Origin of the sequence: Pseudomonas sp. 31 R 17, assembly GCF_900004915.1 — a bacterium.
Classification (GTDB): Bacteria; Pseudomonadota; Gammaproteobacteria; order Pseudomonadales; family Pseudomonadaceae; genus Aquipseudomonas; species Aquipseudomonas orientalis_A.
The window spans coordinates 146,041-169,502 of sequence record NZ_CVTN01000061.1; the positions used below are offsets into that span (position 1 = coordinate 146,041).

The 23,462-nt window shown below is 61.4% G+C and carries 18 protein-coding genes and 1 pseudogene; 8 read left to right on the plus strand and 11 right to left on the minus strand.

From position 1 onward, the window contains the following. Positions 1-16 precede the first annotated feature (16 nt). Genes BFP89_RS09865 through BFP89_RS09875 form a run of 3 tightly spaced genes read right to left on the minus strand, consistent with a single transcriptional unit; the run spans position 17 to position 2,947 of the window. Positions 17-940 (minus strand): sugar ABC transporter substrate-binding protein, encoded by a 924-nt coding sequence (locus BFP89_RS09865; protein ID WP_065885302.1) that lies wholly within the window; start codon positions 938-940, stop codon positions 17-19. A 37-nt stretch (positions 941-977) separates the two neighbouring features. Continuing rightward, a complete protein-coding gene (locus BFP89_RS09870) occupies positions 978-2,102 on the minus strand; it encodes a phytanoyl-CoA dioxygenase family protein (RefSeq protein WP_065885303.1) in 1,125 nt (374 codons plus the stop codon). Then, positions 2,102-2,947 (minus strand): SDR family oxidoreductase, encoded by an 846-nt coding sequence (locus BFP89_RS09875; protein ID WP_065885304.1) that lies wholly within the window; start codon positions 2,945-2,947, stop codon positions 2,102-2,104. The genes BFP89_RS09870 and BFP89_RS09875 overlap by 1 nt, the downstream gene beginning before the upstream one ends. Before the next feature lie 123 nt (positions 2,948-3,070). Between BFP89_RS09875 and BFP89_RS09880 the strand changes: the two genes are divergently transcribed. Together BFP89_RS09880 and iolG are read left to right on the plus strand one after the other, a co-directional pair. Continuing rightward, positions 3,071-4,096: a LacI family DNA-binding transcriptional regulator gene (locus BFP89_RS09880; protein WP_065885305.1), complete on the plus strand. Its 1,026-nt coding sequence runs from the start codon at positions 3,071-3,073 to the stop codon at positions 4,094-4,096. A gap of 31 nt (positions 4,097-4,127) precedes the next feature. Further along, on the plus strand, positions 4,128-5,132 hold the full coding sequence (gene iolG, locus BFP89_RS09885) for an inositol 2-dehydrogenase (RefSeq protein WP_065885306.1): 1,005 nt from the start codon (positions 4,128-4,130) through the stop codon (positions 5,130-5,132). Positions 5,133-5,173: 41 nt separating this feature from the next. Here the strand turns inward: iolG and BFP89_RS09890 are convergent, their stop codons facing one another. Then, positions 5,174-6,385 carry an MFS transporter gene (locus tag BFP89_RS09890; RefSeq protein WP_065885307.1) on the minus strand — a complete coding sequence of 404 codons (1,212 nt, stop codon included), beginning with the start codon at positions 6,383-6,385 and terminating at the stop codon, positions 5,174-5,176. Positions 6,386-6,482: 97 nt separating this feature from the next. On the opposite strand from BFP89_RS09890, the gene BFP89_RS09895 reads away from it, so the two are divergent. After that, complete coding sequence (locus BFP89_RS09895; protein ID WP_065885308.1) at positions 6,483-7,304, plus strand: AraC family transcriptional regulator; 822 nt, start codon at positions 6,483-6,485, stop codon at positions 7,302-7,304. 54 nt (positions 7,305-7,358) lie between these two features. On the opposite strand, the gene BFP89_RS09900 is transcribed toward BFP89_RS09895, so the two are convergent. Together BFP89_RS09900 and proP are read right to left on the minus strand one after the other, a co-directional pair. Beyond that, positions 7,359-7,865 (minus strand): GAF domain-containing protein, encoded by a 507-nt coding sequence (locus tag BFP89_RS09900; RefSeq protein WP_065885309.1) that lies wholly within the window; start codon positions 7,863-7,865, stop codon positions 7,359-7,361. A gap of 52 nt (positions 7,866-7,917) precedes the next feature. Then, positions 7,918-9,420, minus strand: coding sequence for a glycine betaine/L-proline transporter ProP (gene proP / locus BFP89_RS09905; RefSeq protein ID WP_065885310.1), 1,503 nt, complete (start codon positions 9,418-9,420; stop codon positions 7,918-7,920). Positions 9,421-9,741: 321 nt separating this feature from the next. Between proP and BFP89_RS09910 the strand changes: the two genes are divergently transcribed. Next, positions 9,742-11,829, plus strand: a complete 2,088-nt coding sequence (locus BFP89_RS09910) for a putative bifunctional diguanylate cyclase/phosphodiesterase (RefSeq protein ID WP_065885311.1) — start codon at positions 9,742-9,744, stop codon at positions 11,827-11,829. A 32-nt stretch (positions 11,830-11,861) separates the two neighbouring features. Here BFP89_RS09910 and mapR read toward each other — a convergent pair whose 3' ends face one another. The 4 genes and pseudogenes from mapR to BFP89_RS09930 form a co-directional block, all read right to left on the minus strand. Continuing rightward, positions 11,862-13,271, minus strand: a complete 1,410-nt coding sequence (mapR, locus tag BFP89_RS09915) for a GntR family transcriptional regulator MpaR (RefSeq protein ID WP_065885312.1) — start codon at positions 13,269-13,271, stop codon at positions 11,862-11,864. A 152-nt stretch (positions 13,272-13,423) separates the two neighbouring features. Beyond that, positions 13,424-13,618: a FixG Ig-like domain-containing protein gene (locus tag BFP89_RS29690; RefSeq protein WP_370671211.1), complete on the minus strand. Its 195-nt coding sequence runs from the start codon at positions 13,616-13,618 to the stop codon at positions 13,424-13,426. A gap of 1 nt (position 13,619) precedes the next feature. Beyond that, positions 13,620-13,987: pseudogene (locus BFP89_RS27335) on the minus strand (4Fe-4S binding protein); the annotation flags it as partial. Between the two features lie 223 nt (positions 13,988-14,210). Beyond that, positions 14,211-14,450: a DUF3203 family protein gene (locus BFP89_RS09930; protein ID WP_065885315.1), complete on the minus strand. Its 240-nt coding sequence runs from the start codon at positions 14,448-14,450 to the stop codon at positions 14,211-14,213. A gap of 122 nt (positions 14,451-14,572) precedes the next feature. Here BFP89_RS09930 and BFP89_RS09935 point away from each other — a divergent pair, with 122 nt between their 5' ends. Further along, positions 14,573-15,064 carry an MgtC/SapB family protein gene (locus tag BFP89_RS09935; RefSeq protein ID WP_065885316.1) on the plus strand — a complete coding sequence of 164 codons (492 nt, stop codon included), beginning with the start codon at positions 14,573-14,575 and terminating at the stop codon, positions 15,062-15,064. Here the strand turns inward: BFP89_RS09935 and BFP89_RS28915 are convergent. Then, the gene (locus BFP89_RS28915) at positions 15,042-15,218 is read right to left on the minus strand and encodes a hypothetical protein (protein ID WP_176718407.1); all 177 of its coding nucleotides are present in this window, start codon (positions 15,216-15,218) and stop codon (positions 15,042-15,044) included. The genes BFP89_RS09935 and BFP89_RS28915 overlap by 23 nt on opposite strands. Before the next feature lie 205 nt (positions 15,219-15,423). Here BFP89_RS28915 and BFP89_RS09940 point away from each other — a divergent pair, with 205 nt between their 5' ends. From BFP89_RS09940 to glgB, 3 genes are all read left to right on the plus strand, one after another. After that, positions 15,424-17,412: an alpha-1,4-glucan--maltose-1-phosphate maltosyltransferase gene (locus tag BFP89_RS09940; RefSeq protein WP_065885317.1), complete on the plus strand. Its 1,989-nt coding sequence runs from the start codon at positions 15,424-15,426 to the stop codon at positions 17,410-17,412. A gap of 84 nt (positions 17,413-17,496) precedes the next feature. Next, positions 17,497-20,844, plus strand: coding sequence for a maltose alpha-D-glucosyltransferase (gene treS / locus BFP89_RS09945; protein ID WP_065885318.1), 3,348 nt, complete (start codon positions 17,497-17,499; stop codon positions 20,842-20,844). Beyond that, positions 20,841-23,078: a 1,4-alpha-glucan branching protein GlgB gene (gene glgB, locus BFP89_RS09950; RefSeq protein ID WP_065885319.1), complete on the plus strand. Its 2,238-nt coding sequence runs from the start codon at positions 20,841-20,843 to the stop codon at positions 23,076-23,078. The genes treS and glgB overlap by 4 nt, the downstream gene beginning before the upstream one ends. Positions 23,079-23,462 lie beyond the last annotated feature (384 nt).

Consider the following 23,462-nt stretch of genomic DNA (forward strand, 5'->3'; position numbering starts at 1 on the left):
ACGGTGGGTGGCATCATCAAGGGTTGAGAAACGCCTGGTAGTTGTCCTTGGTGATCTGCTGATAAGGAATCGTCAGTTCAGCCGTGTACGGCTCATGTTTGACCATCTTCAGCGCCAGGTCGATGGAACCCACTGCCTGGCCCTTGTTGTCCTGATACACCGTGACCAGCAGCTGGCCTTTTTTCACTGCCTCCAGCCCTGCCGCACCGCCGTCGCTGCCCGCTACCAGAATGTCCTTGCCCGGCCGCATGCCCGCCTGGCTGATCGCCATGGCCGCGCCGATGGCCATCTCATCGGCATTGGCGGCCACCGCGTCAATCTTGCGCCCGGATACAATCCAGTTATTCATCAGGTCGATCGCCTTGCTGCGTTGCCACTCAGCGCTTTGCTCCTCAACGATCTTGATATCGGGGTAATCCTTGAGCACGGCCTTCACGCCCAGTGTGCGATTGTAGGTGGCGTTGTTGGACAGTAGCCCGAGCATGATCGCCAAGTTGCCTTTGCCGCCCATTTTTTCCGCCAGATAGCGCATCTGGATTTCCCCGGCCTTGATTTCATCCGAGCCGACATAGCCCACTCCCGGCGGCACCTCCTTGAACTCGGGGCGGCGGTTGACGTACACCAGAGGAGTCTTGGCCTGCTGGGCGTTGAGCGTGATTTTTTGCGTGGCCGCCGTGTCCACCGCGTTGACAATAATTGCGTCCATGCCTTGGGCGGTGAAGTTCTGCACCTGATTGAGCTGGCGCACCACGTCGCCCTGGGCGTCTTCAAATTGCAGGGTTACGCCGGAAAGCTCCTTGGCGTGGGCCGCCATGTAGTCGCGCATCTGTGCCAGGAATACGTCGTCGACCTGGGCGATGCTCACGCCGATACGCACATCGGCCAAGGCCCAAGGCGTAACGACAAGAGTAAAGAGTGCCGTCAGGAGTCGTTTTCTCATGATGTTGCTCCACTTTTTTTGTTGTTGTTAAAGCGATTCATGCCTGGCGCTTGTCCCGCATGCGTGACACGGCGGCGGCGAAATCCGAGTATTGCCATCGTTCGTCCAAGGCTTGCAGCATCAACTGTTGCCCTGTTTGCGGGGCCAGACCTAGCAAGGGTGGGTCGGTGTCAAGGTTGGTGGGAAAGGAGTAGCCGTCGGCGGTACAGGCGATCACAGCCTGAGCATCCAGGGCTGGATTGGCCAGCAGCACCGGGTAGATCGCCAGCATCATGCGCTCGCGATCGGTGGCTTCCATCGGCTTGCCGAACGCCGAGGAAATCTGCAACAGATTGGCCATGCGCTGACGGTCTGGCGTACGGTTGGTGCCGGCGGCATGAAACAGCGCCGGGTTAAAGAACAACAGGTCGCCTTTGTTCAGCGGCAACTGCACGGCATGCTGTTGGAAATAATCGATAAAATCAGTGCGGCGCCAGGCCAGGTAACCCAATGCATATTGCTGGGAGAACGGCAGTAACTGTGTAGGGCCGGTTTCCAGCGGCATGTCCGAATGGGCGACGGCGCCTTGCAGGGTCAGGTATTGGGACAGTACATGCAACGGCAGTGGAAATCGCTCGACCTCAGCGTCGGTCTGAAAACCCAGATGGTAATCGCGATGCGGCTGCTGCGCCTGGCCGCCTGGGTGCACTACGTTAACCTGGGCGGTGACCTGAAAGCCCGGACCCAACCAAGACTCGGCAATCAATCCCAGCAATGGGTTGGCGTAATACTCGACAAACGATTCGGGAGACTGCAGCGCGGCTTTCTGCAACACATTCCAGATACGCCCATTGCTGCCGGCCTTGGCGAAGTGATCCGCCGCGACGCCTTGGGCGGCCTCGTTGGCGAAGATCGTCGCAAATACCTGGCTATGGCGATCCACCACGTCCAGATCCTCGTAGCCCCCGCGTACCACCATCACCCCAGGACCATCGAGGAACACCCGGTGCAGTTCATTCATCACGCTGAGGCGGTCGCTGTTGCGCAAGGTCCGGGCTTGATAGATGGGCACATTGCGCAAGACTTCAGTGCACAGCGGATACTCATCGGCACTGGCCCGCTGCGTGCAAATCCGGCTGAAATCCGCCAGGCTTACGGCGTCGCCGCGCACAAAGGCAGGCATCACGCACCTCCCGGCAGGCTCAAGGCCTGATGCGGTTGTGGAGTGCTGCTGTCGGTGCAACCGACCACGCCTTGCTCCAGGTCGATCACCGCACCGGTCATCATTCCCGACTCGCAGGACAGCAAAAACGCCACGCTTTGTGCCACTTCCTCCGGCTTGAGCAGCCGTCCAAACGGTTGCGCGGCTTCCGCCTGTGCCAACCAACCCTCCTGTGCGCCGTGGTACTGGCGCTGGATTTGATCTTCGTGAGGCGTATCCATCCAGCCGATGTTCAAACCATTCACGCGAATGCGATTGCGTAAGGCGCTGAACGCGACGTTCTTGGTCAAGATCGCCAATGCACCCTTGGACGCGGCATAGGCACTCAGGAACGATTGGCCGCCATGCCCGGTGACGCTCTGGATATTCACCACGGCGCCTTCCACGCCCTGGCTGATCATCAATTTCAACGCTTCCTGCATCAGAAAGAACGGTGCGCGCACATTCACTGCAAACAGGCGCTCAAACAGTTGCGGCGACGTGTCGAGAATGGTGCCGCGGTCTGACATCCCGGCGCAGTTGACCAGCCCATGCAAGGTGCCGAAATGCGTGCGCGCCGCATCGATGACCGCGCGGCAATCCTCGACGTTTTCCAGGTCCGCTTCGACAAAATAGGCCTGACAATCGAGCTGCGCCAATTGCTGCACCTGTTCTTCGCCCTGGGAGCGACGGCGCCCGCAGATGATCAACCCGGCTGCCCCCCGGCGTGCCAGGGTGTGGGCCACCGCCGCACCGAGGCCTTGAGTGCTGCCGGTGACGACAAAAAACTGACCGCTGAATGAGGTGGCGAGATCGGTGTGGGGCATTGGAAACTCCTGATGTTTTGTTGTTGTTCATTGCACGGCTCGACGTCGGACAAAACTGAGACTAGCATTGCATTACCTCAGTAATGCCTAAAAATAACCTCAAAAAAACCTCATGGAATCTGTATGCTTGAACGCGCCAAACATTTCTCCATCAAGCAACTGGCGACCCAGGCCGGGGTCAGCAAGGCCACGGTTGATCGTGTGTTGCACCAACGCGGCAGCGTGCATGCGCAAACCACCCGGCGCATCGAACAAGCGCTGGCGGAGTTGGAGTCCCAGGAAAAGAACGGCCTGGCGGTGGGGCGTACCTTCCATGTCGACGTGATCATGCACACTCCGCAGCGGTTCAGCGCGGCGGTGCAGGCAGCAGTCACCGCTCAATTGGCCAGCTTGGCGCCGTTTCGCATCGCGCCCCGTTTTCACCTTTTCGAAGAGATCGAGCCCCAGGCCATGCACGATCAACTGCTGCGCTGCCTCGGCACCGGTAGCCAAGGGGTCGTGCTCAAGGCAGCCGATGAACCGGCGGTAAACCAGGCAGTCAAGCAACTGATTGCTGCAGGCATTCCGGTGGTGACCCTGGTCACGGATCTGCCGCAAAGCGAGCGCGTTGGCTATGTGGGCATGGATAACCGCACAGCCGGCCAGACTGCCGCGTACCTGATGTCGCGCTGGCTGCCGGCGCAGCCCCAGGAAGTGGCGGTGGTGATCGGCAGCGAGTTGTTCCGTGGCGAAGAAGAACGTGAGATGGGGTTTCGCGCCTGGCTGCGCGGGCGTGCCGCGCACCTGAGGGTGCTGGATATCAGCGGCGGCTATGGCGTGTATGAACGCACCTTCGAACGCGTCACCCATGCGCTGCACCAGTATCCCGAGCTCAAGGCGGTCTACAGCGTCGGTGGCGGCAATCGTGCGATCGTCGATGCGTTCGCTGAGCTCGGCCGCCCATTGGAAGTGTTTATCGGCCATGACTTGGACGAGGAGAACCGCCAGTTGCTGCTCGAGGAAAAAGTCGCCGCGATCATCGACCACAACCTGCAGATCGATGCGCGGCATGTGTTCCTGCACATCCTCCAATACCACCGGCTCTGGAAGACCGGGCCGATTGCGCCTTCTCAGGTGCAGATCGTGACACCGTTCAACCTGCCGGACTGAGAAGTCCCACAACAACATCAGGAGTTCGACCATGCTACGTATCGCTGTTTTAGGTGCCGGGCGCATCGCCAGGATCCACGCGGCCAATGTCGCCGGCCATCCCAACGCCACCCTGGTGCTGGTGGCCGATCCCTGGCGCGAAGGGGTCGACGCACTCAGCGCGCAACTGGGTTGCGAGGCGGCGTACGACTGCGCCGCCGTACTGACTCGTACAGACATCGACGCCGTAGTGATTGGTACTCCCACCGATACCCATATCGATCTGTTGCTGGCGGCGGTCGCCGAAGGCAAGGCGGTTCTCTGCGAAAAACCCATCGACCTCGACATCGCTAAGGCCCGCAGCGCCGCGCAAACGGTTGAACGCCGGGGCGGCAAGGTCATGCTCGGTTTCAATCGGCGCTTCGATCCCGACATGCTGCGCCTGCGCGAGGCCCTGGATGCCGGGCGGATCGGAGCGGTGCGTCAGGTGATTATTACCAGCCGCGATCCCGGCCTGGCGTCGCGTGACTACCTGAAGCATTCCGGCGGCATTCTGCGCGACATGACCATCCATGACTTTGACACCGCCCGGCATTTACTCGGCGAGGAGCCGGTGCAGGTCAGCGCCTTCGCCAGCCGCCTGGTGGACCCCAGCCTGGAGCAGATCGACGATTACGACAGCGTGATGGTGTTGCTGCGCACCGCCTCGGGCAAGCAATGCCATATTAACTGTTGCCGTCAGGCGGTGTACGGCTATGACCAACGCGTGGAGATATCAGGTGCCCACGGCGTGCTGCTCACCGACAATCATCGCGCAAGCACGCTTCGCCATTGGAGCACCGAACACACCGAGGCGCTGGAGCCACTGCAGCACTTTTTCCTTGAGCGCTATGCGGATGCCTATCGCAATGAACTGACGCAGTTTATCGACGCACTGAACAACGACTGTGAGTTGCCCACCAGCGTGCGTGATGGGCTGTATGCATTGCATCTGGCGGATTGCGCGTTGGAGTCGGTGAAGACGGGGAGGAGTGTAACGGTCAATTACGACTTCTAGAACGGGACGCAGAGGGGGGCGGGTTGGCCCGCCCCTATTGATCAGACGCCTTTGGTCGAAGGCAAAAAGATCGTCAGGATGCCCGCCAGCGGCAGGAACGAGCAGATTTTGTAGACGTATTCGATGCCATGGTGATCCGCGAGCAAGCCCAGCAATGCTGCGCCAATCCCGCTGAAACCGAACATCAGGCCGAAGAATATCCCGGCGATCATGCCGACATTGCCCGGCACCAGTTCCTGGGCGAACACCACGATGGCCGAGAACGCCGAGGCGATGATAAAGCCGATGACCACGCTGAGTACGGCGGTCCAGAACAGGTCGACGTAGGGCAGGGCGAGGGTGAACGGCGCGGCGCCGAGAATCGAGAACCAGATGACTTTCTTGCGCCCGATCCGGTCGCCGATCGGTCCGCCGGCGAAGGTGCCCACGGCCACCGCGCCGAGGAACAGGAACAGGTACATCTGGGAGCTGGCGACCGACAGCTGGAATTTTTCGATCAGGTAGAACGTGAAGTAGCTGGTCAGGCTGGTCATGTACCAGTATTTGGAGAACACCAGCAGCGCCAGTACCACCAGGGCAAAGGTCACGCGGCCTTTGGACAAGCCGTGGGTCGCCTGGCCGCCTTGCTTGAGCTTGAACAGGTTGAGGTGGTGGCGGTACCAGCGGCTCAAGCCGTACAGCACCCCGATTGCGAACACCGCGAACAGGCCGAACCAGGCGATATGGGACTGGCCGTAGGGAATGATGATGGCCGCCGCCAGCAACGGGCCGAAGGCGCTGCCGGTGTTGCCGCCGACCTGGAAGGTCGATTGCGCCAAACCGTAGCGGCCGCCGGAGGCCAGGCGTGCCACGCGGGACGTTTCCGGATGAAACGTCGACGAGCCGACCCCCACCAGCGCCGCTGCCAGCAGGATCGCGGGGAAGCTGCCGACGAATGCCAGCATCAGGATGCCGATCAAGGTGCAGACCATGCCCGCCGGCAACAGCCAGGGCTTGGGGTGACGGTCGGTGTGGTAGCCGATCCACGGTTGCAGCAGGGAAGCGGTCAGTTGGAAGGTCAGGGTGATCAGGCCGACCTGGGTAAACGTCAGGCCATAGTTGGCCTTGAGCATCGGGTAGATCGACGGCAGCACGGCCTGGATCAAGTCATTGATCAGGTGCGCCAGGGCACAGGCGCCGAGCACGCGCATGACCAGCGGGCTTATCTGGGGCGTGGTGGTTGCAGCGGCGGGTGTCGCAGTGAGGGTCGACATTCAGGCATTCCATACAAGGCAGCTAACAAGGGCAGACAGTACGTGAGCCGACGGCCCATTTCTAATTGTTTCGGGCGCTATGCTAGAGTCGGCAAAAATGCCTGTCTCGCGAAATTCGGGCAGAAAACCTCGCAAAAAGGGCGAAATCATTAAATCCCTCGACAAATTCCTTCAGGAGATCGATGAAGGCGATTGGGCCGTCATCAGCTCGGCCACTGATTATCCGCAAAACTGGGTGATTCCCGAACACAGTCATAACAAGCATCAGCTGCTCTACGCCATTGAGGGCGTGATGGTGGTGCATTCGGCGCTGAACCAGTGGACGGTGCCCCCCAACCGTGGCTTCTGGATACCCTGCGGACATGTGCATGCGCTGCGCTGCGTGGGCACGTTGAAAATGCGCAGCGTCTTCGTGCGCCCGGACAGCTTTCCCAACCTGCCGACCGAGCCGAAGGCGGTGACGGTGTCGCCGTTGCTGGGTGAATTGATCAAGGCCTCGGTCAGCTTGAAACCGCCCTATGCCGAGAACTCGCGCGACGCCAGGATCATGCGCCTGATGCTCGATGAGCTGGCGATCCTGCCCGCGCTGCCCTTATCCCTGCCGCAGCCCGCCGACCCGCGTATCAACCGCATTTGCCTGACCTTGCAGCAAGACCCAAGTGATGCGTCCACGGTCGCTGACTGGAGCGCGCGTTTGGACCTGGATCAAACCACCATCCAGCGCCTGTTCCGTCGCGAAACCGGCATGACCTTCGGCCAGTGGCGCCAACAGGCACGCTTGCTGTTGGCGCTGGAGCGCATCGCGGTGGGCGAGAAGATTATCAATGTGGCCCTGGAGCTGGGCTATGACAGCCCGAGCGCCTTTACCAGCATGTTCAAGAAACAGTTTGGCAAGACGCCGAGTCATTTCTTCAAGTAGCGCTGTTGGCAACACGAGGATGCAGCGAGCGATGCTGGATGGGCAGGGCGGCGATCACTGATCGGCCGGGGCCAGGTTAGCGTAGAAGATGCAGCCGATCAGTCGGGCGAACAGGCTCAGGGTTTCCGGCAGGTTGGGATCGTCGAACAGCATGGCACGTGAATCGAGCGCGCACAGCGCACCGAACAGGCGCCCGTCGGGCAGGAAAATCGGCGCGCCGGCATAGCTTTCGATGGCGTATTTCTTGACCACCGGGCGCGACGCAAAGCGTCCGTCGACGCTGATCTGCGGCACGAACAGGGTTTGGGGATTGATGCAGAATTCACTGCACAGGGTGGTTTCCAGGTCGAGTACGTCGTCGACGTGGATGCCCATCTGCAGAGGGTCATAGGCCGAGCACACCACCCACTCCAGGTCGGTGAATTTGGCGATGCCGGCAAAGCGCATACCGGTCAGGCGGGTGACCAGCTTGAGAATATTGGTGCTCGCTTCGATTTCGGCGATGGCCGCGCGTTCGTCGGCGCTCAGGAGCGATTGTGCATAGGTGACGCTTGGAACCATGTGATCACTCCAATGTGCGTGGCCGCAGGCCGCGACCACGCACAGTCAGGTCTTAATTAATCCGTGGGTGCTGCTGCACCAGGTTTTCCCGCTTGGCCTGGAGGGCTGCAATTTCGGCATCGATGTCCTCGATCTTCTGCTCGATATTATCATGATGCTCTTGCAGCAATTCCTTGGCCTCTTCCATATCCGACGCCGCCGGGGCCGCGCCGCGCAGGGGTTTATTGGCGGTTTCCTTCATGGTCAGGCCGGTAACCAGGCCTACCACGGCGAATACCATCAAGTAATAAGCCGGCATGTACAGGTCGTTGGTGCTTTCCACCAGCCACGCCACCGCAGTGGGCGTGACGCCGGCAATCAGTACCGAGACGTTGAACGCACTGGCCAATGCACTGTAGCGCAGATGTGTAGGAAACATAGCTGGCAGCGTGGAGGCCATTACGCCGATAAAGAAGTTCAGCACGATCGCCAGGATCAGCAGGCCGCTGAAGATCAGCCCGGTCTTGCCGCTGGTAATCAGCATGAACGCCGGAATCGACAGGCACAGCAGGCCGATGCTGCCGGCGATGATGAAGGGTTTGCGGCCGATCTTGTCGCTGACAAAACCGATGAACGGTTGTACGAACAGCATGCCGACCATGATCGCAATGATGATCAACACGCCGCTGTTTTCGGCGTAATGCAGGTTGTGCGACAGGTAGCTGGGCATGTACGTGAGCAGCATGTAGTAGGTCACGTTGGTGGCCGCGACGATACCGATGCAGGTCAGCAGGCTGCGCCAGTGCTTGGTGGCGATCTCTTTGAACGACACCTTGGGGCCATGGCTGAGGCCCTCGCGGTCACCCTGTTCGAGCTTGTCGACATGTTGCTGGAACGCCGGGGTCTCTTCCAGAGCGTGACGCAGGTACAGGCCGATGATGCCCAGCGGCAGCGCCAGGAAGAACGGCAGGCGCCAGCCCCAGGCCTCGAATTCGGCTTCACCGAGCACTGTGGAAATCAACACCACCACGCCCGCGCCCAGCACGAAGCCGGCAATCGAGCCGAAGTCCAACCAACTGCCCAGGAAGCCGCGTTTGCGGTCCGGGGCGTATTCGGCGACGAAAATCGACGCGCCGGTGTATTCGCCGCCCACCGAGAAGCCCTGGGCCATTTTGCACAGCAGCAACAGGATCGGCGCCCAGATACCAATGGACGCGTAGCCGGGAATCAGGCCGATGGCGAAGGTGCTCAGGGACATGATCACGATGGTGGCGGCAAGGACCTTCTGTCGCCCGTATTTGTCACCCAGGGCGCCGAAGAACAGACCGCCCAGTGGACGGATCAGGAAGGGCACGGAGAAAGTGGCCAGTGCAGCGATCATCTGTACGCTGGGGGACGCGTCCGGGAAGAACACCTTGCCCAGCACATAGGCGACAAAACCATAGACGCCAAAGTCGAACCATTCCATGGCGTTGCCCAATGCGGCGGCGGTGATCGCCTTGCGCATCTTGTTGTCGTCGACGATGGTGATGTCGTTCAATCCGATCGGACTGACGCGTTTCTTACGTAATTTCATGCGGGCCACTCTAGAAGCTGAACGGGAGGTGCCATCGCTGCGATGGCACCGCTCTGTCACTTCAGATACAAGCGGACACGAAATAATTCACCCATCGGCAGATTTTTTCTCATGGCGGCAGCCGCAAGCGTCAGTGACGCCGTGAAAACCTGCGCGCTGACGGATGAATCGAGCGTCGCCCAGCACCTGGCAAAGCCACCAATTTGACGTCAGAAAAATCAGCCCGCCGTCTGTAAGCAATTAATCGCCAGCCCTGAAATATTCTCGCTACAATCCGCCGCTTTGCCACCCGGCCCGGGCTGTCAAACCGCGAGATACCCCATGCTGACCGGTAGCTACACCATCTCCCTTGTCGTGATGTCCCTGTGCGTCGCCATCCTGGCGTCCTATACCGCGCTGGACCTGGCGGGGCGGATCGCGACCGCCAAGGGACGTACGGTTTATCTATGGATCACCGGCGGTGCCGTCGCGATGGGCGTCGGGGTGTGGTCGATGCACTTTATCGGCATGCTGGCCCTGCGCCTGCCGTTCGAAATGGGCTTCGACCTGGATATTACCGCGCTGTCATTGCTGATTGCCGTGTTATCCAGCGGTTTTGCCTTATGGCTGGTCAGCCAGCCACGCCTGCCGGCCTGGCAACTGGCATTCGGCGCGTTGGTCATGGGCGCAGGCATCGCCAGCATGCACTACACCGGCATGGCCGCGATGCGCATGACGCCGGGCATCGATTACGATCCGGCGTTGTTCGGCGCCTCGCTGTTGATCGCCGTGGTGGCGTCCGGCGCGGCGCTGTGGATCGCCTTCAACCTGCGCCGCAATACGCCCTACGTTCGCCTGGCGCGCGGCGGCGCGGCGGTGGTGATGGGCGTGGCCATCGTCGGTATGCATTACACCGGCATGGCCGCCGCGCGTTTTGCCGACGACAGCTTCTGCGCCGCCGCACAGACCGGCTTGAGCGGCAACGGCCTGGATAACCTGGTGCTGGTGACCTCATTGGCGGTGCTGGTCATCGCCCTGTTGACCTCGCTGCTCGACGCGCGGCTGCAAGCGCGCACCGCCGTACTGGCCGACTCCCTGACCCTGGCCAACCAGGAACTGACCCACCTGGCCCTGCACGACATGCTCACCGGCCTGCCCAATCGCACGCTGCTGTCGGATCGGATTCAACAAGGTATCCAGGCGGTGAAGGAGCAGGGCGGTTGCTTTGCGCTGATGTTTATCGACCTGGATGGCTTCAAGCCGGTCAACGATGCCTTTGGTCACCACATGGGCGATCAGTTGCTGCGCGAAGTCGGCCTGCGCCTGCGCGAGGATCTGCGCAGCCAGGACACGTTGGCGCGCATCGGCGGTGACGAGTTTGTATTAATGGTGCACCTGACCCAGCCGGACGATGCCATGGGCCTGGCCGAACGCCAGGTCAGCCTGGTCAACCGCGCCTTCACGGTCGCCGAACACGAGCTGAAAATCTCCGCCAGCATCGGCATCGCCCTGTTTCCGGGCAACGGTACCAACCCCCAGGAGCTGTTGATGAATGCCGATGCGGCGATGTACCACGCCAAAGGCATGGGCAAGAACGGCTACCGGTTCTTCGATGTGTCGATGAACACCAACGCGCGTAAACAGCTGCAGTTATTGCAGGACCTGCGCAACGCCCTCGACAACGCGCAATTTCGTTTGCACTACCAGCCCAAGTTCGACGCGCTCAGCGGGGTTGCGGTGGGGGCAGAGGCGCTGCTGCGCTGGCAGCATCCACAGCACGGCGTGTTGCTGCCGGCCACGTTCATTGAGCTGGCGGAAAAAACCGGGCTGATCATTCCCATCGGCGAGTGGGTACTCAATGAAGCCTGTCGCCAGATGAGCCTGTGGTACGCCCAGGGTTATGAAAGTTGGCGCATTGCGGTGAACCTGTCGGCGCTGCAGTTCTGCCACCCCGGGCTGGTCGCCAGCGTGGCAGCCGCCCTGGAACGGCACCAACTGCCGGCCAACCGCCTGACCCTGGAGATCACCGAAACCACCGCCATGAGCGATGCCGACGCGAGCATGACCGTATTGCAGCAGCTCTCGGACATGGGCGTCGACCTGTCCATCGATGACTTCGGCACCGGCTATTCCAGCCTGATGTACCTCAAGCGCCTGCCGGCCAATGAACTGAAGATCGACCGGGGTTTCGTGCGCGACCTGGAGCATGACAGCGACGACGCCGCCATCGTCTCAGCCATCGTTGCGCTGGGCCAGGTCCTGGGTTTGCGGATCGTCGCCGAAGGCGTGGAGACCGAGGCGCAGCAGCGCTTCCTGACCCGCCTGGGCTGTAACTCGCTGCAAGGCTATCTGCTGGGCCATCCACTGCCGGCCGACGGGTTCATGGCCGATATCCAGCGCGCACGGGAAGCGCCGGCGCCAGACGCATGACGGCGATGCTCGCGGCGACGACTTGCTGACCCTCAAAACGAGCGCACGATCCGCCCCAGCGTCTCCATCGCCTTCTCCGACACGTCGGTCCACGGGCTGCCGTAGTTCAAGCGGATGCAGTTGCGAAAGCGCCGGGTCGCCGAAAAGATCGGGCCCGGTGCGATGCTGATGCCTTGCGCCAGGGCCATCTGGAACAGCTTCAATGAATCGGTTTGCTCCGGCAGTTCCAGCCACAGGAAATACCCGCCGGCCGGTTGGCTGACGCGGGTCTGCGCCGGGAAGTAACGGGCGATGGCGGCAAGCATCGCGCTTTGCTGTTCTTCCAGGGCATAGCGCAGTTTGCGCAGGTGCCGGTCGTAGCCGCCGTGTTGCAGGTAGTCGGCAATCGCGGCCTGGGCCGGCATCGACGGGCACAGCGATGTCATCAGTTTCAGGCGCTCGACCTTCTGCGCGAAGCGGCCGGCCGCCACCCAGCCTACGCGGTACCCTGGCGCCAGGCTCTTGGCAAAGGAGCCGCAGTGCATCACCAACCCCTCGGTGTCGAAGGCCTTGGCCGGTTTCGGCGCGTGTTGCCCGTAATACAACTCGGCATACACATCGTCTTCGATCAGTGGTACCTGATGGCTGCGCAGCAGCGCTACCAGCGCCTGTTTTTTTTCTTCCGGCACCGTCGCGCCCATCGGGTTCTGGAAGCTGGTCATGGTCCAGCAGGCCTTGATCGGGTAACGCGAAAGGCTTTGCGCCAGGGCGTTGAGGTCGATGCCGTCGCGCGGGTGCACGGGGATTTCCACGGCCTTGAGTTTCAAGCGCTCGAGCACTTGCAGGCAGGCATAAAACGCCGGGGCTTCGATTGCTACCAGGTCGCCGGGCTCGGTCACCGCTTGCAGGCACAGGTTCAGCGCTTCGAGGGCGCCATTGGTGATCAGCAGTTCTTCCATGGGCAGCATCAGGCCGCCGACCATGTAGCGCAGCGCAATCTGACGGCGCAGTTGCGGGTTGCCGGGGGACATGTCGGTGACCACCAGGCGCGGGTCCATTGCGCGGCTGGCACTGGCCAGGGAGCGGGCCAGGCGCGGCAGCGGGAACAGCATGGGGCTGGGGAAGGCCGAGCCGAAGGGCACGGTGTTGGGGTCCTTGATCGAATCGAGCACCGAAAACACCAGCTCACTCACATCGACTTCGGTGGACTCGTGCACCTGCTCGCTCACCACCGGCTCGGAAAACGGGCTGGGCGCGTGGGTATTGACGAAGTAGCCGGAGCGCGGCCGCGCGCGGATCAGGCCGCGCCGCTCCAGCAGGTAGTAGGCCTGGAAGACCGTCGACGGGCTGACGCCGTAGGTCTGGCTGGCGTAACGCACCGACGGCACGCGCTGGCCGGGGCCGAGGACGCCGGAGCGGATCAGTTCTGCGATGTCATCGGCGAATTTTTCGTAGCGTTTCATGGGGGCCTTGAACGGTGTGTGCGTTGGGCAAATGTGGGAGGGGGCTTGCCCCCGATGGCGGTGGCTCAGTTGGTTATTCGGTGACTGATACACCGCAATCGGGGGCAAGCCCCCTCCCACATTGGATCTTTCTACATTGGAACTCTATACATTCAAGGGATTATCAGCGGTTCAGTGGTGCGACAAAACGGCTGTCGGCAGCGCTGTAAATCCACGATTTCCCCCGGCGCCAGGCTGATCCGGGTCTTACCCTGCAACTGGAATCCCTCGGCGTCCACCAGCTCCAGGCGATAATTCTGGTGCTGCTGAGTCTTGTTGATGACCTTGAGGCTGTAGATGTTTTCGATCAAGCCCAGTCAGCACGCTGATGCCCAGCCACAGCGTGTGCTTGGCCGAACGCCGTGCCAGCTTGTCAAGGCTCCAGGGTGCGGCGTGCAGCTTGATGCGTTGGTTGCGCTCGCCTTCGGTGATTTTTTCGCACCATATGAACAGCCAGGTGAACACGCTTTGCGGGCAGGTGTAGCCACACCACACACGGCCGGCAAACACGGTGATCGCAAACAGGCCAGGAACAACAACGCGCCGCCGCTCATGCGCAAGGTGCGGTAGAGGCCGGTGAAGCTGCGGGTGTGGATCAGGTTGTCGCGGGATGCGGCCTTCACCTTCTTTGGGTGAATGGGCACAAGAGTTTCCACGGTGCGGATTCGTTCGCTCATGGTCGTTCGCTCATCAGCCTCCATCAGGCGGATGAACTATGGGCGGCGCGCTGTTTGCGTAACAGACTCAGGTTGGCGGTTAAAAAGCGGATCAGGGCCTCAATGCGAGACGTTGTAGGAGCGAGCTTGCTCGCGAAAAACCCACAGGCACCGCGTTCTTGCAGGAAACACGCGTTATCGTTGAGGTTTTTCGCGAGCAAGCTCGCTCCTACAGAGGCATCGATTAAATGACCGAACCCGGTTCGTCGGCCTTCACATGCTGGCGTCCGTCATGGGCACCCGCGACGGTGAGTGCATCGGCCTCGGCTTCGGTGATGTAGATGCGTTCAGCCGCCAGTTCCACGTACGACATGGATTTTTCGCTATCGGTCACGATATTGACGCGGGTCGCAGGCACGCTTTGTTCCTGGCCATTGTCATTCAGCGTGAAATAACACAGATGGTTGTCGATACGGATAGGCATACCGGTCTCCTTTTCATGGGCTCTGATCATTTAGGAGCCACTGAGCAGTGCGGGTTCCACGCAACTGACTGACGGTCGCCGCTGTCCATCTTCTATCAATAATCACAAAAAGGATGGCATTGATGGACGCTTGGCTACATGAAGCATGGTTAACCCTGCAGGCTGAGTTTGCCGATATCGGCGACGCCCGGCAGGTCACCCAGATCACCGTGCGCCTGCTGATGGCCGCGATCCTCGGCGGCATCCTCGGGTTTGAACGCGAGAGCAAGGGCAAGGCCGCCGGCGTGCGTACCCACATGCTGGTGGCGCTGGGGGCTGCACTGTTCGTGATGGTGCCGCAGATGTCCGGCAATCAGGCCGATGCCATGAGCCGGGTGGTGCAGGGCGTGATTGCCGGGATCGGCTTCCTCGGGGCCGGCACTATTATCAAGGGCAAGGATGAGGACGCCGGCCACGTCAAAGGCCTGACCACCGCTGCCGGGCTGTGGATGACCGCTGCGATTGGGGTCTCGGCCGGTTTGGGTCGGGAATCGACAGCGGTCTTGAGTACGTTGCTGGCGTTGGTGGTGTTCAGCGTGATGCCGAAAATCGTCAAGCGTTTCGAGAAGGACTGACGATAACCGGCGGCATGGTGGTTGGCGGCTCCTGCACCGGTGGCGGCTCGCTCTCCGGCGGTTCCTGTTCCGGAATCGGTGCAGGCTCGGTGGGTGGCAGGGTCGGGTTGTCGATATTCGGGTCGGGCGTCTCCGCCGGGATCGGGATAGTCATGGGTGTGGCCTCCTTTGTGCTTTGCTCTATCGGTGGACAGCCACGGGAGGGAATTGATTCCCCGCCCGGTGGCGACATATCCGCCTGAACTTTTGCCCGCACCCCGGGCTCGGACCTAATACGGGCCTGCTCAGGGAGTGCGCCGCCATGTTACGAATTCGGATCAAGCACAGAGCGTCCACTGGGCGTAAGGGGAATATGCTCGATGACTGCTGAAACACTGGTTCCAGAACATTCCTTATTGCCGTTGTCCCAGGCACTGCTGTTACCCAGAATCGCCATTGAAAGCACCATGCCGGTGATTGACGGCGGCGAATTCGCCGTTAAGGCCGTGGTGGGCCTGCAGGTCAATGTCACCAGTAAAGTGTTCGCCGACGGTCATGACAAGCTGGCGGTGTTGGTGCGCTGGCGCCCACTGGGGCAGGAAAACTGGCACAGCGTGGTCATGAATGATGTGGGCAACAACGGCTGGGAAGGTGCGTTTACCGTCACCACCCAGGGGCCCCATGAATTCTGCATTGAAGCCTGGATCGATACCTTCGCCAGCTTCTGCTATGAACTGCGTAAAAAGCATGAAGCCGGGGTGCCGGTCAGCCTGGAGCTGCAGGAAGGCCGCAGCCTGGTGTTGCAGGCCGCCGAGCGCAGTGACAACGAACTGCGCGACCGCTTGATGCTGCTGCACCACGAACTCTCCGGCCTGCTGGAAACCGAGCAGGTCGCGCAGTTCCTGCACGAAGACAGTGCACACCTGATGACCCAGGCCGACCACCGTGCCTATTTGAGCATCAGCACGGTGTACCCGATCGACGTGGAGCGTGAGCGTGCCCAGTTCGCCAGCTGGTACGAGCTGTTTCCCCGCTCGATTACCGATGATCCGGCCCGTCATGGCACCTTTAACGATGTGCATTCACGCCTGTCGATGATCCACGACATGGGGTTTGACGTGCTGTATTTCCCGCCGATCCATCCCATCGGCCGCAGCCATCGCAAGGGCAAGAACAACTCCCTGACCGCCGGTCCCGAGGATCCCGGCAGCCCTTACGCAATCGGCAGCGAGGAGGGCGGACACGAAGCGATTCACCCGCAACTGGGTAGCCGCGAGGATTTCCGTCGGCTGGTCAAGGCCGCCGCCGACCACGGCCTGGAAATCGCCCTGGATTTCGCCATCCAGTGCTCCCAGGACCACCCGTGGCTCAAAGAGCATCCGGGCTGGTTCAACTGGCGCCCGGACGGCACGATCAAATACGCGGAAAATCCACCGAAAAAGTACCAGGACATCGTCAACGTCGACTTTTATGCGGCGGACGCGATTCCCGGCCTGTGGACCGAACTGCGCGACATCGTGGTGGGCTGGGTGGAAGAGGGCGTGAAGACCTTTCGCGTGGACAACCCGCACACCAAGCCGCTGCCGTTCTGGCAATGGTTGATCAGCGACGTGCGCAGCAAACACCCGGAAGTGATCTTCCTCGCCGAAGCCTTTACCACCCCGGCCATGATGGCGCGTCTGGGCAAGGTCGGTTATTCCCAGAGCTACACCTATTTCACCTGGCGCAATACCAAGGCCGAACTGAGTGAGTATTTCACCCAGTTGAACCAGTCGCCGTGGCGCGAGTGCTACCGCCCGAACTTCTTCGTCAATACGCCGGACATCAACCCAGGCTTCCTGCATGAGTGCGGCCGGGCGGGCTTTCTGATCCGCGCCGCGCTGGCCACCATGGGCTCGGGCCTGTGGGGCATGTACTCCGGGTTTGAACTGTGCGAGTCCGCACCGGTGCCGGGCAAGGAGGAATACCTGGACTCGGAGAAATACGAGATCCGCCCGCGCGACTTCACCGCGCCCGGCAACATCATTGCCGAGATCGCCCAGCTCAACCGCATCCGCCGCCAGAACCCGGCGTTGCAGACGCACCTGGGGCTCAAGCTCTACAACGCCTGGAACGACAACATCCTGTACTTCGGCAAGCGCAGCGAGGACGGCAGCAATTTCGTGCTGGTGGCCGTCAACCTCGACCCGCACAACGCCCAGGAAGCGCACTTCGAGCTGCCGCTCTGGGAGATGGGCCTGCCGGACGATGCCCAGACCCAGGGTGAAGACTTGATGAACGGCCATCGCTGGACCTGGTACGGCAAGACTCAATGGACCCGACTGGACCCGCAGATGCCGTTCGGAATCTGGCGCATCACTGCTCAATAGACGAGTGGAGAACAGAGTGTGGGAGGGGGCTTGCCCCCTCCCACATTGATGGCATTTGCGTCTGCAGCATTTCAGGAGTTTCAAATGGCGAAGAAACCCAAGGCAGCCACCTTTATCAAAGACCCGCTCTGGTACAAGGACGCGGTGATCTATCAGGTGCACGTCAAATCCTATTTCGACTCCAACAACGATGGCATTGGTGACTTTCCCGGGCTGATTGCCAAGCTCGACTACATTGCCGACCTTGGCGTCAACACCATTTGGCTGCTGCCGTTCTACCCCTCGCCGCGCCGCGATGACGGCTACGACATCGCCGAATACCGTGGCGTGCACAGCGACTACGGGACCATGGCCGATGCCAAACGCTTCATCGCCGAGGCCCATAAACGCGGGCTGCGGGTGATTACCGAACTGGTGATCAACCACACCTCCGACCAGCACCCCTGGTTCCAGCGGGCACGCAAGGCCAAGCCGGGCTCGGCAGCGCGGGACTTTTACGTCTGGTCCGATAACGAGCAGAAATACGACGGTACGCGGATCATTTTCCTCGACACCGAGAAGTCCAACTGGACCTGGGACCCGGTCGCCGGCCAGTACTTCTGGCACCGTTTCTATTCGCACCAGCCGGACCTGAACTTCGACAACCCGCAGGTCATGAAAGCGGTGCTGTCGGTGATGCGCTACTGGCTCGACCTGGGCATCGACGGCCTGCGCCTCGACGCGATTCCCTACCTGATCGAGCGTGACGGTACCAACAACGAGAACCTGCCCGAGACCCACGGCGTGCTCAAGCAGATCCGCGCCGAAATAGACGCCAATTACCCTGATCGCATGCTGCTGGCCGAGGCCAACCAATGGCCCGAGGACACGCAACGCTACTTCGGTGACCGCAAGGGCGACGACGGCGATGAATGCCATATGGCCTTCCACTTCCCGTTGATGCCGCGCATGTACATGGCCCTGGCCCAGGAAGATCGTTTCCCCATCACCGACATCCTGCGCCAGACCCCGGAGATTCCGGCCAATTGCCAGTGGGCGATCTTCCTGCGCAACCACGATGAATTGACCCTGGAAATGGTCACCGACAAAGAGCGCGACTACCTGTGGAACTACTACGCCGCAGATCGCCGCGCGCGCATCAACCTGGGCATTCGCCGACGCCTGGCACCCCTGGTGGAGCGTGACCGGCGCCGCGTGGAACTGCTCAACAGCCTGTTGCTGTCGATGCCCGGCACGCCGACCCTCTACTACGGCGACGAAATCGGCATGGGCGACAACATTTACCTGGGCGACCGTGATGGCGTACGTACGCCAATGCAATGGTCCATCGACCGCAATGGCGGCTTTTCCCGCGCCGACCCGGCCAGCCTGGTATTGCCGCCGATCATGGACGCGCAGTACGGCTACCAGTCGGTCAACGTCGAAACCCAGGCCCAGGACCCGCATTCATTGCTGAACTGGACGCGGCGTATGCTGGCGGTGCGCAAGCAGTCCAAGGCGTTCGGTCGCGGCAGCCTGAAAATGCTGTCACCGAGCAACCGCCGCATCCTGGCGTATACCCGCGAATACACCGGGGAGGACGGTCGCAGCGAAATCATCCTGTGCGTGGCCAACGTCTCGCGCAGCGCCCAGGCCGCGGAACTGGACCTGTCGGCATTCGCCGGGATGGTGCCGGTGGAGATGCTGGGCGGTAACGCCTTCCCGCCCATCGGCCAGCTGAATTTCCTCCTGACCCTGGCGCCCTATGGCTTTTATTGGTTCGTGCTGGCGGCGGAAAACCAGATGCCCAGTTGGCATGTGGAACCGGCCCAGAGCATTCCCGACTTCACGACATTGGTGTTGAAAAAACGTATGGAAGAGTTGCTCGAAGAACCCGGTCGCACCACCCTGGAACAGACCTCGTTGCCGGCCTGGCTGCCCAAGCGCCGCTGGTTCGCCGGCAAGGACGCCACCATCGACAGCGTGCATATTGCCTATGGCGTGCGCTTCGGCGATGCGCAGCATCCGGTGCTGCTCAGCGAAATCGACGTCACCAGCGCGGGGCAGACCAGCCGCTATCAATTGCCGTTCGGTTTCCTCGGCGAAGACCAGCTCACCAGCGCCTTGCCGCAGCAACTGGCATTGGCGCGGGTACGGCGCAGCCGCCAGGTGGGGCTGGTCACCGACGCGTTCAGCCTCGAGCATTTTATTCGCAGTGTGATTCAAGGCATGCAGGCCGCTACCGTGCTCACTTGCAGCGAGGGTGACCTGCGCTTCGAGGCGACACCGCACCTGGCCGCCTTGCAACTGACGGACGAATCAGCGGTGCGCTACCTGTCTGCCGAGCAGTCCAACAGTTCGGTGGTGGTCGGCGAGAGCCTGGTGCTCAAGTTGATCCGCAAAGTCAGTGCCGGGGTCCACCCGGAACTGGAGATGAGCGCCTACCTGACCGAAGCCGCCTACCCGAACATTTCGCCGCTGATGGGCTCGATGAGCCGGCGCGACGCACAGGGCGAGGACAGCCTGCTGATGATTGCCCAGGGCTATCTGAGCAACCAGGGCGATGCCTGGAGCTGGACCCAGAACAACCTCGAGCGGGCCATTCGCGACGAGTTGGCCGAAGCGATGTCCGAACAGGAACAGCACTACAACGCCCTCGGCGAGCTGGCGGATTTCGCCGGCCTGCTCGGTCAGCGCCTGGGTGAAATGCACGTGGTGTTGGGCGCGCCCACCCAGAACAAGGACTTCAAGCCCGAAGTCACCTCGGCCAGGGACACCCAGGCCTGGGCCAAGGATGTGGGCGCGCAGATCGAGCGTGCCTTGCACTTGCTCAAACTAAATCAAAGCCAGTTGAACCCCGCCGATCAGGCGCTGGTCAGTGAATTACTGGCGCAGAAAAAAGCCATCGGCAGCCACGTCCAGGCATTGGCGAAGGCCACGCTGGGCGGAGTGCGGATTCGCGTCCACGGTGACTTGCATCTCGGCCAGGTATTGGTGGTCAAGGGTGACGCCTATTTGATCGACTTTGAAGGCGAGCCGGCGCGACCGTTGCATGAACGGCGTGGCAAGCACAGCCCGTACAAGGATGTCAGCGGGGTGTTGCGCTCCTTTGATTACGCGGCGGCCATGGCCCTGAATGTGCAGGGGGTTGATCATTCGCCGGAGGCGGACGCCGCGCGTCGGCGTGTGACCGAGCGCTACCTGAGTGAAGCGCGCCAGGCATTTACCCAGGCTTATCAGGCAGCGACGGCTACACTGGCGCATGACTGGCAGGATGCCAACGGCCAGGATGCCGCGCTGACCTTGTTCAGCCTGGAGAAGGCCGCGTATGAAGTGGCCTACGAAGCGGAAAATCGCCCGAGCTGGTTGCCGGTGCCCTTGCAAGGGTTGCACGGTTTGCTCAGCGGGCTTACACCTGAATCGAAAACTGCACGCGGTGGGGAGACGTCATGAGTTTTACGCATAGAGAACCGCTGCAGCCCAAGTTGACTGCAATGCCGGCATCCAGGGACGTCGAAGCGCTGGTGCGCGCCGAGCACCCTGATCCATTCTCGATCCTTGGGCCGCACGATGATGAGCAGGGCGGGCAGTTTATCCGTGCGTTCCTGCCTGAAGCCCTGAGTGTCCAGGTCCTGGCGCGTGACGGCGGTGAGCCGATCGGCAGCCTCGACGCGACCCAGGTGCCGGGGCTGTTCGTCGGGCACTTCGGCACCCGCCAGGATTACCTGCTGAAGATCCAGTGGGCCGGCGGCGAGCAGATCACCGAAGACCCGTACAGCTTCAGCCAACTGCTGCTCGGTGAAATGGACCTGTACCTGTTTGCCGAAGGCAACCACCGTGACCTGGGCAATTGCCTGGGCGCCCAGGTCACCACGGTGGACGGTGTGCAGGGCGTACGGTTTGCCGTGTGGGCACCGAATGCCCGACGCGTTTCGGTGGTCGGCGACTTCAACGTCTGGGACGGTCGCCGTCACCCGATGCGCCTGCGTCATCCTTCGGGCGTGTGGGAAATCTTTGTCCCACGCCTGCAACCGGGCGCGGCCTACAAATATGAAATTCTTGGCGCCCACGGCATCCTGCCGCTCAAGGCCGACCCGATGGCCCTGGCCACCCAACTGCCGCCGGATACCGCCTCGAAAGTCGCTGCGCCGTTGCAAGTGCAGTGGCAGGACCATGAGTGGATGCAGGCGCGTGGCGACAAGCAGAAATCCACCGCGCCGCTGTCGATCTATGAGTTGCACGTCGGGTCCTGGCAGTGCGAGCTGGACGAGGCCGGCGAAGTGTCACGCCAATACGGCTGGCGCGAACTGGCCGAGCGGCTGATTCCCTACGTGGAGCAACTGGGCTTCACGCACATCGAACTGATGCCGATCATGGAGCATCCGTTCGGCGGTTCCTGGGGTTATCAGGCCTTGTCCCAGTTCGCGCCGAGCGCACGCTTCGGCTCGCCGGAAGATTTCGCCTACTTTGTCGACGCCTGCCACCGGGCGGATATTGGCGTGATCCTCGACTGGGTGCCGGCGCATTTTCCTACCGACACCCACGGCCTGGCGCAATTCGACGGCACTGCGCTGTACGAATACGCCAACCCGCTGGAGGGTTTCCACCAGGATTGGGACACGCTGATCTACAACCTGGGCCGCACCGAAGTGCACGGTTTCATGCTGGCGTCGGCGTTGCACTGGCTCAAGCATTTCCATATCGACGGTCTGCGCGTGGATGCGGTGGCCTCGATGCTGTATCGCGATTATTCACGCAAAGCCGGTGAGTGGGTGCCCAACCGCCACGGCGGCCGGGAGAACCTGGAAGCCATCGATTTCCTGCGCCATCTGAACGACGTGGTCGCGCTGGAAGCGCCGGGCGCGCTGGTGATTGCCGAGGAATCCACTGCGTGGCCAGGCGTGAGTCAAAGCACCCAGCAAGGGGGCCTGGGCTTCAACTACAAATGGAACATGGGCTGGATGCACGACTCGCTGCATTACATCCAGCAAGACCCGGTCTACCGCGCCCATCACCACAACGAACTGAGTTTCGGCCTGGTGTACGCCTGGTCCGAGCGCTTTATCCTGCCGATTTCCCATGATGAGGTGGTGCACGGCAAGCACTCGCTGATCGACAAGATGCCCGGCGACCGCTGGCAGAAATTCGCCAACCTGCGCGCCTACTTGAGTTTCATGTGGATGCATCCGGGCAAGAAACTCTTGTTCATGGGCTGCGAATTCGGCCAGTGGCGCGAGTGGAACCACGACCAGCAACTGGACTGGTACCTGCTGCAATACCCGGAACACCGCGGCGTGCAGAAGCTGGTGGGCGACCTGAACCGCCTGTACCGCGAGGAACCGGCGCTGCACGAGCAGGACGACGCGCCCCAGGGCTTCCAGTGGCTGATCGGTGACGACGCCATCAACAGCGTCTATGCGTGGCTGCGCTGGAGCAAGGACGGCAAACCGGTGCTGGTGGTCGCCAACTTCACGCCGGTGCCTCGTGAGGCCTACGCCGTCGGCGTACCGTTTGCCGGGCGCTGGAGCGAAGTGATCAACAGTGACGCCGATATGTATGCCGGGTCCAACTACGGTAATGGCGGTGCGGTACAGACCGTGGATGAACCTCGCCATGGTCAGCCGGTGTCGCTGTCGTTGAACCTGCCGCCTTTGGGCGTGCTGATTCTGCGGCCACAAGAGTCATAGGTATCCAAACAACGCGGCAGCGCCAAACGTAACCACGATGCGAAGCGAGTCGCTCTTGATCTGGCTTCTGATCTTGATCTTAGGCGCCCCGTTAAACCACGCTGGCCGAACGCAGGCTTGAATCCGTGGGCAACCCGGCAGGATGCCGGGTTAGCCGCACTGGGCAAGGGATGACCCATCGCGGCGGCCCAGAGGCCGCCATCGGGGGCAAGCCCCCTCCCACATTTGGACCGGGGCCGACACAAAATACCGGTCGGCTCTAAGGCCGCCGCGCTTTTGATCTTGATCTCAGGCGCCCCGTTAAACCACGCTGGCCGAACGCAGGCTTGAATCCGTGGGCAACCCGGCAGGATGCCGGGTTAGCCGCACTGGGCAAGGGATGAC

Coding starts and splice junctions, on each gene's coding strand:
- BFP89_RS09865 (WP_065885302.1), bottom strand. CDS start 940: ATGAGAAAACGACTCCTGACGGCACTCTTTACTCTTGTCGTTACGCCT.
- BFP89_RS09935 (WP_065885316.1), top strand. CDS start 14,573: ATGGACGCTTGGCTACATGAAGCATGGTTAACCCTGCAGGCTGAGTTT.
- BFP89_RS09890 (WP_065885307.1), bottom strand. CDS start 6,385: ATGTCGACCCTCACTGCGACACCCGCCGCTGCAACCACCACGCCCCAG.
- treS (WP_065885318.1), top strand. CDS start 17,497: ATGGCGAAGAAACCCAAGGCAGCCACCTTTATCAAAGACCCGCTCTGG.
- BFP89_RS09940 (WP_065885317.1), top strand. CDS start 15,424: ATGACTGCTGAAACACTGGTTCCAGAACATTCCTTATTGCCGTTGTCC.
- BFP89_RS09895 (WP_065885308.1), top strand. CDS start 6,483: ATGCCTGTCTCGCGAAATTCGGGCAGAAAACCTCGCAAAAAGGGCGAA.
- glgB (WP_065885319.1), top strand. CDS start 20,841: ATGAGTTTTACGCATAGAGAACCGCTGCAGCCCAAGTTGACTGCAATG.
- iolG (WP_065885306.1), top strand. CDS start 4,128: ATGCTACGTATCGCTGTTTTAGGTGCCGGGCGCATCGCCAGGATCCAC.
- BFP89_RS09930 (WP_065885315.1), bottom strand. CDS start 14,450: ATGCCTATCCGTATCGACAACCATCTGTGTTATTTCACGCTGAATGAC.
- BFP89_RS09870 (WP_065885303.1), bottom strand. CDS start 2,102: ATGCCTGCCTTTGTGCGCGGCGACGCCGTAAGCCTGGCGGATTTCAGC.
- proP (WP_065885310.1), bottom strand. CDS start 9,420: ATGAAATTACGTAAGAAACGCGTCAGTCCGATCGGATTGAACGACATC.
- BFP89_RS09900 (WP_065885309.1), bottom strand. CDS start 7,865: ATGGTTCCAAGCGTCACCTATGCACAATCGCTCCTGAGCGCCGACGAA.
- BFP89_RS09875 (WP_065885304.1), bottom strand. CDS start 2,947: ATGCCCCACACCGATCTCGCCACCTCATTCAGCGGTCAGTTTTTTGTC.
- BFP89_RS28915 (WP_176718407.1), bottom strand. CDS start 15,218: ATGACTATCCCGATCCCGGCGGAGACGCCCGACCCGAATATCGACAAC.
- BFP89_RS09880 (WP_065885305.1), top strand. CDS start 3,071: ATGCTTGAACGCGCCAAACATTTCTCCATCAAGCAACTGGCGACCCAG.
- mapR (WP_065885312.1), bottom strand. CDS start 13,271: ATGAAACGCTACGAAAAATTCGCCGATGACATCGCAGAACTGATCCGC.
- BFP89_RS09910 (WP_065885311.1), top strand. CDS start 9,742: ATGCTGACCGGTAGCTACACCATCTCCCTTGTCGTGATGTCCCTGTGC.